The 11,463-nt window shown below is 68.5% G+C and carries 12 protein-coding genes and 2 pseudogenes; 12 read left to right on the top strand and 2 right to left on the bottom strand.

Features of this window, described 5'->3' with window-relative positions:
• From VJ693_RS12340 to VJ693_RS12315, 6 genes and pseudogenes are all read left to right on the top strand, one after another.
• Positions 1–244, top strand: a pseudogene (locus VJ693_RS12340) (acetyl-CoA C-acyltransferase); the annotation flags it as partial.
• A 94-nt stretch (positions 245–338) separates the two neighbouring features.
• A complete protein-coding gene (locus VJ693_RS12335) occupies positions 339–779 on the top strand; it encodes a DUF1569 domain-containing protein (protein ID WP_324154512.1) in 441 nt (146 codons plus the stop codon).
• Between the two features lie 47 nt (positions 780–826).
• On the top strand, positions 827–1,699 hold the full coding sequence (locus tag VJ693_RS12330) for an alpha/beta fold hydrolase (protein WP_324154510.1): 873 nt from the start codon (positions 827–829) through the stop codon (positions 1,697–1,699).
• Positions 1,700–1,852: 153 nt separating this feature from the next.
• Positions 1,853–2,824 carry a hypothetical protein gene (locus VJ693_RS12325; RefSeq protein WP_324154508.1) on the top strand — a complete coding sequence of 324 codons (972 nt, stop codon included), beginning with the start codon at positions 1,853–1,855 and terminating at the stop codon, positions 2,822–2,824.
• Positions 2,824–3,333 (top strand): hypothetical protein, encoded by a 510-nt coding sequence (locus tag VJ693_RS12320; RefSeq protein ID WP_324154507.1) that lies wholly within the window; start codon positions 2,824–2,826, stop codon positions 3,331–3,333. Before VJ693_RS12325 ends, VJ693_RS12320 begins: the two co-directional genes overlap by 1 nt.
• 155 nt (positions 3,334–3,488) lie before the next feature.
• Positions 3,489–4,250 (top strand): enoyl-CoA hydratase, encoded by a 762-nt coding sequence (locus tag VJ693_RS12315; RefSeq protein WP_324154505.1) that lies wholly within the window; start codon positions 3,489–3,491, stop codon positions 4,248–4,250.
• A gap of 131 nt (positions 4,251–4,381) precedes the next feature.
• Here the strand turns inward: VJ693_RS12315 and VJ693_RS12310 are convergent, their stop codons facing one another.
• Both VJ693_RS12310 and VJ693_RS12305 read right to left on the bottom strand, forming a co-directional pair.
• The gene (locus VJ693_RS12310) at positions 4,382–5,428 is read right to left on the bottom strand and encodes a serine endopeptidase (protein WP_324154503.1); all 1,047 of its coding nucleotides are present in this window, start codon (positions 5,426–5,428) and stop codon (positions 4,382–4,384) included.
• Between the two features lie 5 nt (positions 5,429–5,433).
• The gene (locus tag VJ693_RS12305; RefSeq protein ID WP_324154502.1) at positions 5,434–5,868 is read right to left on the bottom strand and encodes an acyl-CoA thioesterase; all 435 of its coding nucleotides are present in this window, start codon (positions 5,866–5,868) and stop codon (positions 5,434–5,436) included.
• A gap of 43 nt (positions 5,869–5,911) precedes the next feature.
• Here VJ693_RS12305 and VJ693_RS12300 point away from each other — a divergent pair, with 43 nt between their 5' ends.
• From VJ693_RS12300 to VJ693_RS12275, 6 genes and pseudogenes are all read left to right on the top strand, one after another.
• Positions 5,912–7,759 (top strand): ABC transporter ATP-binding protein/permease, encoded by a 1,848-nt coding sequence (locus VJ693_RS12300; protein ID WP_324154500.1) that lies wholly within the window; start codon positions 5,912–5,914, stop codon positions 7,757–7,759.
• Positions 7,740–8,654 (top strand): LysR substrate-binding domain-containing protein, encoded by a 915-nt coding sequence (locus VJ693_RS12295; RefSeq protein WP_324154499.1) that lies wholly within the window; start codon positions 7,740–7,742, stop codon positions 8,652–8,654. Before VJ693_RS12300 ends, VJ693_RS12295 begins: the two co-directional genes overlap by 20 nt.
• Before the next feature lie 239 nt (positions 8,655–8,893).
• Complete coding sequence (locus VJ693_RS12290; RefSeq protein ID WP_324154497.1) at positions 8,894–9,802, top strand: amino acid ABC transporter substrate-binding protein; 909 nt, start codon at positions 8,894–8,896, stop codon at positions 9,800–9,802.
• A 107-nt stretch (positions 9,803–9,909) separates the two neighbouring features.
• Positions 9,910–10,653, top strand: coding sequence for an amino acid ABC transporter permease (locus tag VJ693_RS12285; protein ID WP_324154496.1), 744 nt, complete (start codon positions 9,910–9,912; stop codon positions 10,651–10,653).
• Positions 10,650–11,315: an amino acid ABC transporter permease gene (locus tag VJ693_RS12280; RefSeq protein ID WP_324154494.1), complete on the top strand. Its 666-nt coding sequence runs from the start codon at positions 10,650–10,652 to the stop codon at positions 11,313–11,315. Before VJ693_RS12285 ends, VJ693_RS12280 begins: the two co-directional genes overlap by 4 nt.
• 25 nt (positions 11,316–11,340) lie before the next feature.
• A pseudogene (locus tag VJ693_RS12275) lies at positions 11,341–11,463 on the top strand (amino acid ABC transporter ATP-binding protein); the annotation flags it as partial.

The following is an 11,463-nucleotide window of genomic DNA, read 5'->3' as shown; positions in this document are numbered from 1 at the left end:
GATCGAGCTGAACGAAGCCTTCGCCGCGCAGGCGCTGGCGGTCATCCGCACCGTCGGCCTGAACCCGGACGTGGTCAACCCGATGGGCGGCGCGATCGCCCTGGGCCACCCGCTGGGCGCGACCGGCGCGATCCGCGCCGCGACGGTGGTGCATGCGCTGCGTCGCAAGCAGCTGAAGTACGGCATGGTCACGATGTGCGTCGGCACGGGCCAAGGCGCGGCCGGCATCTTCGAAACGGTCTGACGTGCACGTCACGCGCCGCCGCGTGCTGCTCACCGGCGGCGCGCTCGTTACCGCCGCAGCCGTCGGCACGGGAGCCTGGATCATGACTGGTTCGATGCGATTCAAGACGATCGACGACGCGCGGCGTGCGCTGGCGGCTCTCGCCGCGCAGCCGCCGCGCGCCACGGGCGCGTGGAGCCTGGCGCAGGTGCTGATCCATGCCGCGCAAAGCGTCGAGTACTCGCTCGATGGGTTCCCGCAGCTCAAGCCGGCGCTGTTTCGCGCGACGGTCGGCCCGCTGGCCTTCAAGGTCTTCGACGCACGCGGCGCGATGAAGCACCCGCTGGACCAGCCGATCCCCGGCGCGCCGGCGCTCGATGCGCAGGCGCCGCTGGACCAGGCGGTGCAGCGGCTGCTCGCTGCCTTCGACCGCTTCGAGCGCCACCCCGGCGCGCTGCAGCCGCACTTCGCCTATGGCGCGCTGGACAAGCCGGCCTTTGCGCGGGCCCACCTGATGCATCTGGCCGAGCACTGGAGCGAGTTCCAGCCGGCCTGAAGAAGACTTTCCGCGCCGGATGGCGGCGCTCGATGCAAGGAGACGCGATGACCCCGATCCGTTTTCCCGCCACCGACGGCTTCGAGCTGGCCGGCACGCTCTACGGCGACGCCGCCGGCGCCCGCGCGGCGGTGCTGATTGCTCCGGCGATGGGCGTGCCGCAGAGCTACTACGCCGACTTCGCGCGCTGGCTCGCCGAGCGCGGCCACCTCGTGCTGAGCTTCGACTACCGCGGCATGGGTGCCTCCCGGCCGCCCGAGCACGCGCGCTCGCTGCGCGGCTTCGAGGCCGACATCCACACCTGGGCCGAGCAGGACGCCGCCGGCGCGCTGGCCTGGCTGCGTGCCCAGGCACCCGAGGCGGCGCCATTGCACTGGGTCGGCCACAGCCTGGGCGGCCAGATCTTCGGGTTGCTGCCCAACCGCGAGCTCGTTGCGCGTGCCGTCACGGTCGGCTCCGGCAGCGGCTACTGGCGCGAGAACGCGCCGAAGCTCAGGCGCATGGTCTGGTGGATGTGGTACGTGCTGGTGCCGCTGGCGCTGCCGCTGGCTGGGTACTTCCCGGGCAAGCGGCTGAAGAAGGTCGGCGACCTGCCGCGCGGCGTGATGGCCCAGTGGCGCCGATGGTGCCTGTCGCCGCACTACATGATGGGCGAGGGCGGCGCCGCGCTGCGGCGGCACTATGCCGAGCTGGGCACGCCGATGCTGTCGCTCAGCTTCACCGACGACGAGTTCATGTCCCAGCGCAACATCGAGTCGCTGCACGGCTTCTACGCCGGGGCGCCCAAGGCGATGAAGCGCATCGCCCCGGCCGATGTTGGGGCGCGCCGTATCGGCCATTTCGGCTTCTTCCGTCTACAGCATCAACCCGCACTGTGGACGGAAGTTGATGATTGGCTGCGGCCGTCCCCCCTCATTTGAGGGGCACTGCGGCATAGACGCGCCGCGACGGTCTTCCTAGGATCCACGCTCGGGCCTCGGGGCTGCGTCACGATGCGCAGTGTCCGAGGCCGGTTCGTTCGGTGTCTGGCCACCAGCCGGCGCCGGCTCGTCGTTACCTCCAGGAGACAGTTCATGCATCCACGTTCCTCGACCGTGTGGACCGCTTGTGCCCTGATGATCCTCGGCATGGGTTCCACCGCGCAAGCCGCCGCGACGCGCGAGAAGGCCGCTGAGGCCTCTGAAGCGGCTCAAGGCGTGCAAATGGTTCCCACCGGCAAGGGCTACGGCGTGCCGGCCAAGCCGGGCCAGTTCGTGCCCGCCGAAGAAGGCCCGCAGGCCAATGGCATCGATTACCACGGCGGCCCGGTGATGAAGGCCAAGGGCGGCCAGAAGATCTACATCCTGTGGTACGGCGACTGGGCCACGCAGAGCCCGACCGGCAAGCAGATCGTGCGCGACATGATCAACAACATCACCGGTACGCCCTACTACAACATCAACACGACCTACTACCAGAACAACATCGTCACCAGGAACGTCAAGAACAAGGTCACCCTGAAGGGTGAAGCCGACGACGTGGCCAAGTCGGCGGGCTCGGCCCTGTCGGACACCGCGATCCGCAACCTGATCGCCAACGCGATCACCGCGGGCACGTTCCCGGCCGACAGGAACGGCATCTACTTCCTGCTGACCACCAAGGACGTCAACGCGACCTCGGGCTTCTGCACCTCGTACTGCGGCTGGCACACGCACACCTCGGTGCTCTCGACCGACATCAAGTACTCGTTCGTCGGTGACGCGGCCCGCTGCCTGAGCGCGTGCGCGGCGCAGTCGACCAGCCCGAACGACAACCCGGGTGTCGACGGCATGGCCAGCGTGATCATGCACGAGATGGAAGAGGCGGCGACCGACCCCGACCTGAACGCCTGGTGGCAGACGTCGACCGGCATGGAGAACGCCGACAAGTGCGCCTGGACCTTCCAGCCCACCTTCACGGCGCCCAACGGCTCGCTCTACAACGTGCAGTGGGGCGCCCGCAAGTTCCTGATCCAGCGCAACTGGGTCAACGCGAACGGCGGACTCTGCGCGATGCAATACCCCTGATGGCTTGGCTCGAGCGACTGGTGCTGGCGGGAGCCGGCACCCTTTTGCTGGTCTCGGTGGCCGTGCCGGCCGCCGGGACGGCCGATGCGCCGGCGCCGCGGCAGCGGGTCGTCACGATGACCCGCTTCATGAAGATCTTCAGCCAGCACGAGTACGACCTGATCGATGCCGTGCGGTCCGGCAACAAGGGCCTGCTCGACCGCCTGCTGCCCGAGGACTTCGAGCAGCGCAACGCGGCGAGCCCAGGCTCGCCAGTGCCGCGTGACGAGTGGCTCAAGGCCAACGATCTGCAGGGCGCCGGGACGGCGCTCATCACCGAGCTCGCGGTGCATGACCGCGGCGAGCTGGCGATCGCGAGCTTTCGTCTGAAGCTCAAGGAGCGGGACTTCTTCATCGTCGATGTCTGGCGCCACAAGGGCGCCGACACCTACGAGCTGCTGACGCGCTATGCCGCGCCGGTGGCGGCCGCGCCGGTCGCCGCGCCGAGCGGTCCGAACACGAAGCAGTGAGCTCGCTCCAGGCCGGGGTCGTGGGTTCACCCGGCCCGGCTTTGGAGAGCCCTCTCCAGGCGGCAGCGGCTCGTGCGGCCGGGTGGCGCTGTCAGAATCGGCGGCACCCCCGCGGCGCGATGTCTCATCGGCGCCGCGCCACCCAAGGAGACGCCATGTCCATCAAGACGGCCACGCTGAACGGCGTGGCGACGATCGAAATCGCCCGCCCCGAGAAGAAGAACGCGCTGACCCAGGCGATGTACCAGGCGATGGCCGATGCCATCCGTGCGGCCCAGGACGACGCGGCGGTGCGCGCGATCCTGATCACCGGCCAGCCCGGCATCTTCACCTCGGGCAACGACATCGAGGACTTCATGCAGCGCCCGCCGCAAAGCGAGGACTCGTCGGTGTTCCAGTTCATGAAGGCCCTGATCGGCAGCGACAAGCCGGTCGTCGCGGCCGTCACCGGCGCTGCGGTTGGCATTGGCACCACGCTGCTGCTGCACTGCGACTTCGTCTATGTCAGCGACGAGGCGCGGCTCGCGATGCCCTTCGTCGGCCTGGGGCTGGTGCCGGAGTTCGCGTCCAGCCTGCTGGTGCCCGGGCTGATGGGCCCGCGCCGCGCGGCCGAGAAGCTGCTGCTGGGCGACCCCTTCACCGGCGCCGATGCGGTCGAGTGCGGCATCGCCAACGCGGTGCTGCCGGCCACCGAGGTGGTCAACCACGCGCGGCGTGTGGCCGAGCGGTTCAACACCCTGCCGCCCGGTGCCGTGCGCGACACCAAGCGGCTGATGCATGGCCCGCAGCGCGAGCGCCTGCTGCAGGTCGTGTCCGAGGAGGCCAAGATCTTCGCCCAGCGCCTGCGCAGCCCGGAGGCGATGGAGGCCTTCCAGGCCTTCTTCCAGAAGCGCCAGCCGGACTTCTCGAGATTCTGACCCCCACGCTCCCTTCCGGTCGCTGCCCCCGGAGGGGGCTCGCGCAGCGGACCGGCCAAGCCGGCTCCGCGCGCGTCACTTGGGGGCGGCGGCTCCTTCGGAGCGCCTGTGGGCGGGGCGTCCGCGAGCTGTCAGGAGCCCGGGACTCCCGCCGCGCCGCACTGCGGGCAGTAGCGGAAGAACACGTTCTTGCGCGTGCCGCAGCCGGCGCAGCGGTCGAACAGCCGCAGGCCGCAGTGCACGCAGAAGTCGGGCTTGACCTCGCCGGTGGTGAGGATCGCGCGCTCGCAGCCGGGGCAGACGTTGGCGCCCATCTTCTTCAGCGCCTCGTCGGTGGTCAGTGCGCGCCGGCGTTCGGCCTCGGTACGCTGCTCGGCCTGGGCGCGCCGGGCCAGGTAGCGGCGCATGCCGCGCACCGCCCAGTGGCCGCCGACGCCGGTGAGCAGGATGCCGACGGCATAACGCACGTAGCCGCCGTAGCTCGGCAGGTAGGGCACCAGCTCGAAGAAGAAGGCGAAGGCCGCGAACAGCACGAAGCCCCGCATCAGCGGCCAGTGGTCGCTGCGGCGCTTCTTGACGACGAGCCAGCCGGCAATCACCAGCAGCGGCAACGTCAGCGCCAGCCGGAAGCCGAAGACCCGCATCTCCTGCCGGAACAGCGCGCGCTCGTAGTCGGCCTGGGCGGCCTGCAGCAGGTCGGCCTCGCGCCGGCGGTGCGCCGACTGCGCCTGCTCGGCGTCGAGCCGCGCCTGGTTCAGCCGCTCGAGCTCGCCCTCGGCGCCGCGCTCGGCGGCCAGCAGGCGGTCGAGCTCGCGCGTGCGGCGCAGCACCTCCGGGTCCTGGCTCGTGTCGCCGGTCACCTGACGGCTGGCCAGCCAGTTGCGGTGGGCCTCGCGGGCGCTGGTGTTGTCGCGCGCCGCGGTGTCGCGCGCCAGGCGCGCCTGGTCGAGTTGCTCGCCCAGCGTGCGCAGCTTGTCTGACAGTGCCTTGATCTGCCGGCGCTCGGCCTCGACCGCGCCGGGCGGGGCGAACTCCTCGGGCGTCAGCACCGATTCGACGCGCGGCAGGTCGCCGATCAGCTTGCCGCCCAGGCCGATCAGGAAGCCGGCGAACAGCAGCGACACCAGCCACATGCCCAGCCCGAACAGCCGTTCGGGAACGCGCAGGCTCTTGAACATGGGCTTCAGTCTTTGGGGATGTCGCGCGGCTGGCCCAGCCCGTCGATCGCGACGTAGGTCAGCTTGGCCTCGGTGACCTTGACGACGTACAGGTCCTGCGGGTTGCGCTCGGCATAGACCTCGACGTGCACGGTGACCGAGGTCTTGCCGATGCGCGTGACGCTGGCGTAGAAGCTCAGCAGGTCGCCCACGGACACGGGCTGCTTGAAGACGAACTCGTTGACCGCCACGGTGGCGATGCGGCCCTTGGCGATGCGCGCCGGCAGCACCGCACCGGCCAGGTCCACCTGGGCCATGATCCAGCCGCCGAAGATGTCGCCGTTGCCGTTGGCGTCGGCCGGCATCGGCATCACCCGCAGCACCAGGTCCTTGTCGTCGGGCAAGCGCTGGGCGAGGCGCTCGGGCACACTGGCGGTTGCGGTGGCGGGGCGGTCGCTCATGACGGGTCCTGTGGTTGCTGCAAATCCCTTCGATTCTTTCACGATGCGTCGTCATTCCCTGGCCGTTCCCGGTGAACCGGCCGCGCCGAGCCCCCGCACCCGCAGTGATGCCGAGACGCTCAAGCGCCTGGTGCCCTACGTCTGGCGCTACCGCTGGCGCGTCGGCGCGGCGCTGGTCTTCCTGGTGGCCGCCAAGGTGGCCAACCTCGGCGTGCCGCTGCTGCTCAAGCACCTGGTCGATGCACTGAACCTGCCGGCAGGCGACGCGCGTGCGCTGCTCGTCGTGCCGGCCGGGTTGCTGCTGGCCTACGCGGCGCTGCGCCTGTCGACCAGCGTGTTCACCGAGTTGCGCGAGCTGGTTTTCGCCAAGGCCACGCACGGTGCGTCGCGCCAGATCGCGCTCGAGACCTTCCGCCACCTGCATGCCTTGAGCCTGCGCTTCCACCTCGAGCGGCAGACGGGCGGCATGACGCGCGACATCGAGCGCGGCACGCGTGCGCTGCAGTCGCTGGTCTCGTACTCGCTATACACCATCCTGCCGACGCTGGTCGAGCTGGCCCTGGCGCTGGTCCTGCTGGCGACGAAGTTCGACCTCGGCTATGTGTGGATCACGCTCGCGGCGCTCGCGGCCTACATCACCTTCACGATCACGGTCACCGAGTGGCGCACGCACTTCCGCCGCAAGATGAACGAGCTCGACTCGCGGGCCCACACCCGGGCCATCGACGCGCTGCTGAACTACGAGACGGTCAAGTACTTCAACAACGAGGAGTTCGAGGCCACGCGCTACGACGAGGGGCTGGACGCCTACCGCCGCGCGCAGATCAAGTCGCAGACCTCGCTGTCGCTGCTGAACACCGGCCAGCAGCTGATCATCGCGGGCTCGCTGCTGGCGATGCTGTGGCGCGCGACCAGCGGCGTGGTCGACGGCCACCTGACGCTGGGCGACCTGGTGCTGATCAACGCGCTGTTGATCCAGCTCTACATCCCGATGAATTTCCTCGGCGTGCTGTACCGCGAGGTCAAGCAGAGCCTGGCCGACCTCGACAAGATGTTCGCCCTGCTCGAGCGCGAGCGCGAGGTGGCCGACATGCCCGGTGCCGGCGCGCTGCAGGTGCACGGCGGCACCGTGCGCTTCGAGAACGTCGGCTTCGCCTACGACCCGGCGCGGCCCATCCTGCGCGAGCTGAGCTTCGAGGTGCCGGCCGGCAAGACGGTGGCAGTGGTCGGCGCGAGCGGCGCCGGCAAGAGCACGCTGGCGCGGCTGATCTACCGCTTCTACGACGTGCAGGCCGGGCGCATCACGATCGACGGGCAGGACATCCGCACCGTCACCCAGGACAGCCTGCGCCGCGCGATCGGCATCGTGCCGCAGGACACGGTGCTGTTCAACGACACGGTCGAATACAACATCGCCTACGGCCGCGCCGGGGCCTCGCACCCCGAGGTGGAAGCGGCCGCCAAGGCCGCGCACATCCACGAGTTCATCGCCGCGCAGCCGCAAGGCTACGGCACCGTGGTCGGCGAGCGCGGCCTGAAGCTCTCGGGCGGCGAGAAGCAGCGTGTGGCCATCGCCCGCACGCTGCTGAAGGATCCGCCGATCATGATCTTCGACGAAGCCACCTCGGCGCTCGATTCGGCCAACGAGCGGGCCATCCAGGCGGAGCTGAAGAGCGCCTCGCGCGGCAAGACCACGCTGGTCATCGCCCACCGGCTGTCGACCGTGGTCGATGCGCACGAGATCCTCGTGATGGAGGCCGGCCGCATCGTCGAGCGCGGCCCGCACGCGGCGCTGCTCGCGCAAGGCGGGCGTTATGCTCGCATGTGGCAGTTGCAGCACGCCGCACAAGAAAAGTCGGAGACCAGCGTCGATGGACACCAAGTGGCTTGAGGATTTCGTCAGCCTGGCCGAGACGCGCAGCTTCTCCCGTTCCGCCCAGCTGCGCCACGTGACGCAGCCGGCGTTCTCGCGCCGCATCCAGGCGCTCGAGGCCTGGGCCGGCATCGACCTGGTCGACCGCTCGTCCTACCCGACCCGGCTCACGCCGGCCGGCGAGACCTTCCATGCCCAGGCGCTCGAGATCCTCGGCAACCTGCAGGCCACGCGCAACATGATGCGTGGCCACCAGGTCAGCGGGCAGGACATGGTCGAGTTCGCGGTGCCGCACACGCTCGCCTTCACCTTCTTTCCGCACTGGCTGATGGACCTGCGCAAGCGCCTGCCCGGCCTGAAGAGCCGGTTGATCGCGCTGAACGTGCACGACGCGGTGATGCGCCTGACCGAAGGCAGCTGCGACCTGCTGATCGCCTACCACCACCCGAGCCAGCCGCTGCAGCTGTCACCCGACCGCTACGAGATGCTGAGCCTGGGCACCGAGACGCTCGCGCCCTACGCCAAGGCAGGCCCCGACGGCCAGCCGCAGTGCAGGCTGCCGGGCCGCGCCGGCGCGCCGATCCCTTTTCTCAGCTACGCCTCGGGTGCCTACATGGCGCGGCTGGTCGAGCAGATCATCAAGCACGCGCCGACCCCGCCGCACCTGGACCCGATCTACGAGACCGACATGGCCGAGGGCCTGAAGGCGATGGCGCTCGAGGGCCACGGCCTGGCCTTCCTGCCGGCCAGCTCGGTGCGCAAGGAGCTCAAGGCGCGGCGCCTGGTGGCGGCCGGCCCGAGCGACTACGAGCTGACCATGGAAGTGCGCATGTACCGCGAGCGCCCCGAAGTGGCGCGCCACGTCAAGGCCGGCGCCCAGGAGCTGTGGGCCTTCCTGCAGTCGCGGCAGTGACGCCGCGCCTCATGGTGGAAACCCTCAGTCGGAATGCATTTGCCGCATAACCCGTCAGACAATCGGCATTGGCTTCGGCCGGGCAGCCCCGCTACAGTCCGCGCCCAGCGTCAGGCCTGCAGGGTGGCCCGGCGCACTTCCTGCTAGGGCCTGCCCTGGTGGTACGGGCTTGCACGTAGTCCCGCGCCGAACGATTGACGTTACACCTGCTACCCTAGTTTTCACTCGAAGGAGTTCGCATGAAGAAGTCTCTGCTGGTCCTGGCCGCGACCGCGTCGCTGGCGGCCGCGGGCGCCGCCCAGGCCCAGGCCAACGACACCCTGAAGAAGATCAAGGACAGCGGCGCGGTGACCATGGGCGTGCGCGAATCCTCCGGTGGCCTGTCGTTCACGCTGGGCGACGGCAAGTACGTGGGCTTCCACGTCGAGCTGTGCCAGCACGTGCTGGCTGACGTGCAGAAGCAGCTCGGCCTGCCCAAGCTCGAGATCAAGTACCAGCCGGTCACCTCGCAGAACCGCATCCCGCTGGTGCAGAACGGCACGGTCGACATCGAGTGCGGCTCGACCACCAACAACGCCACCCGCCAGAAGGACGTGGCCTTCGCCGTCACGACCTACGTCGAGGAAGTGCGCATCGCGGTGAAGGCCAACTCCGGCATCACTTCGATCGGCCAGCTCAACGGCAGGAAGGTTGCCACCACCACCGGCACCACCTCCGTGCAGACGCTGCGCAAGAACGAGCGCGCCACCGGCGTGAACTTCGAGGAGGTGTTCGGCAAGGACCACGCCGACAGCTTCCTGCTGGTCGAATCGGGCCGGGCCGATGCCTTCGTGATGGACGGCCAGATCCTGGCCGGCTTGATCTCCAAGTCGAAGAACCCGAACGACTTCAAGATCGTCGGCGAGGTGCTGTCGGTCGAGCCGATCGCGATCATGATTCGCAAGGACGACCCGGTCTTCAAGAAGGCCGTCGACGCCACGCTGATCGGCATGATGAAGTCGGGCGAGATGGCCAAGATCTACGACAAGTGGTTCATGCAGCCGATCCCGCCGAGCAACACCAAGATCGGGCTGCCGGCCTCCGAGGCCACCAAGGCAGCGTGGGCGAACCCGAACGACAAGCCGATGGAAGACTACGCCAAGAAGTAGGCAGCATGCTGGCAAACACCGTGGCCCCGGGCCCGGTGTTTGCATAGGCTGACGGCGCGGCGCCGGAGGGCTGCCGCGCCTTTTCTTTGGGCGCCGGAGGGACCTTCGTGGCGAATTGGGATTGGCAGGTGTTCTGCAAGGACACCATCGACGGTGAGGTCGTCGCCAGCTGCTTCGGCAGCGGCGGCAACATCACCTACCTGGATTGGATGCTCTCGGCCTGGGGCTGGACGCTGTCGGTGGCCCTGCTCGCGCTGGTCGTGGCGCTGGTGGTCGGCTCGCTGATGGGCATCCTGCGCACCACGCCGAGCAAGGGGCTCGTGCTGCTGGGCAACAGCTGGACCGAGCTGTTCCGCAACATCCCGCTGCTGGTGCAGATCTTCCTCTGGTACCACGTGGTGCCGTCGCTGATCCCGCCGCTGCGCGAGGTGCCGAGCTTCATCCTCGTCGTGCTGGGCCTGGGCTTCTTCACCTCGGCGCGCGTCTCCGAGCAGGTCAAGGCCGGCATCCAGAGCCTGCCGCGCGGGCAGCGCTACGCGGGCCTGGCGATGGGCCTGACGCTGCCGCAGACCTACCGCTACGTGCTGCTGCCGATGGCGTTTCGCATCGTCATCCCGCCGCTGACCAGCGAGAGCATGAACATCATCAAGAACTCGGCCGTGGCCTTCGCCGTGTCGATCGCCGAGCTGACCCAGTTCGCGATGCAGGCGCAGGAAGAGACCTCGCGCGGCGTCGAGATCTACCTCGCGGTCACGGGCCTGTACTTCGTCTCGGCCTTTGCGATCAACCGCATCGCGAAGGTGATCGAGGGTCGCCTGCAGGTGCCCGGCCTGATGGGGGGCGGCAAATGAATCTGGACTTTGCCTTCCTGAACTGGGGCGTCATCTCCAGCTTCATCGCCAAGGGTTTCTTCTTCTCGATCCAGCTGACGCTGGTCGCCATGATCGGCGGCATCATCATCGGCACGCTGCTCGCGCTGATGCGGCTGTCGGGCAAGGGCTGGCTGATCTGGCCCGCGGCGGCCTACGTGAACACGCTGCGCTCCATCCCGCTGGTGATGGTGATCCTGTGGTTCTTCCTGCTGATTCCCATGATCATCGGCCGGCCGATGGGCGCCGAGCTGTCGGCCATCATCACCTTCACGGTGTTCGAGGCGGCCTACTACTCCGAGATCATGCGTGCCGGCATCCAGAGCGTGCCGCGCGGCCAGGTCCATGCGGGCTACGCGGTCGGCATGACCTACCGCCAGACCATGCAGCTCATCGTGTTGCCGCAGGCCTTCCGCAACATGCTGCCGGTGCTGCTCACGCAGACCATCATCCTGTTCCAGGACACCTCGCTCGTGTACGCCATCGGGGCCTATGACATGCTCAAGGGCTTCGAGGTCGCGGGGAAGAACCATGGCCGTCCGATCGAGGCCTACCTCGCCGCGGCCGTGGTCTATTTCGTCCTGTGTTACACGCTCTCGTGGGCGGTCAGGCGGCTGCACCAGAAGATCGCCATCATCCGTTGAGGTCGTCGTAGACCGAGGAATTGCAATGATTGAACTCAAGAACGTTTCCAAGTGGTATGGCCCGGTCCAGGTGCTGACCGACTGCTCCACCCGCATCGAGAAGGGCGAGGTGGTGGTGGTGTGCGGTCCCTCGGGATCGGGCAAGTCC

It is taken from the genome of Ideonella sp. (genome assembly GCF_035254525.1).
GTDB lineage: Bacteria > Pseudomonadota > Gammaproteobacteria > Burkholderiales > Burkholderiaceae_C > Ideonella.
This window is presented reverse-complemented; position numbering and strand designations above follow the sequence as displayed.

What these genes read in the sequence shown, in the direction of transcription:
- VJ693_RS12335 (WP_324154512.1), top strand. Translation starts at nt 339, where the DNA reads ATGCGATTCAAGACGATCGACGACGCGCGGCGTGCGCTGGCGGCTCTC.
- VJ693_RS12330 (WP_324154510.1), top strand. Translation starts at nt 827, where the DNA reads ATGACCCCGATCCGTTTTCCCGCCACCGACGGCTTCGAGCTGGCCGGC.
- VJ693_RS12325 (WP_324154508.1), top strand. Translation starts at nt 1,853, where the DNA reads ATGCATCCACGTTCCTCGACCGTGTGGACCGCTTGTGCCCTGATGATC.
- VJ693_RS12320 (WP_324154507.1), top strand. Translation starts at nt 2,824, where the DNA reads ATGGCTTGGCTCGAGCGACTGGTGCTGGCGGGAGCCGGCACCCTTTTG.
- VJ693_RS12315 (WP_324154505.1), top strand. Translation starts at nt 3,489, where the DNA reads ATGTCCATCAAGACGGCCACGCTGAACGGCGTGGCGACGATCGAAATC.
- VJ693_RS12310 (WP_324154503.1), bottom strand. Translation starts at nt 5,428, where the DNA reads ATGTTCAAGAGCCTGCGCGTTCCCGAACGGCTGTTCGGGCTGGGCATG.
- VJ693_RS12305 (WP_324154502.1), bottom strand. Translation starts at nt 5,868, where the DNA reads ATGAGCGACCGCCCCGCCACCGCAACCGCCAGTGTGCCCGAGCGCCTC.
- VJ693_RS12300 (WP_324154500.1), top strand. Translation starts at nt 5,912, where the DNA reads ATGCGTCGTCATTCCCTGGCCGTTCCCGGTGAACCGGCCGCGCCGAGC.
- VJ693_RS12295 (WP_324154499.1), top strand. Translation starts at nt 7,740, where the DNA reads ATGGACACCAAGTGGCTTGAGGATTTCGTCAGCCTGGCCGAGACGCGC.
- VJ693_RS12290 (WP_324154497.1), top strand. Translation starts at nt 8,894, where the DNA reads ATGAAGAAGTCTCTGCTGGTCCTGGCCGCGACCGCGTCGCTGGCGGCC.
- VJ693_RS12280 (WP_324154494.1), top strand. Translation starts at nt 10,650, where the DNA reads ATGAATCTGGACTTTGCCTTCCTGAACTGGGGCGTCATCTCCAGCTTC.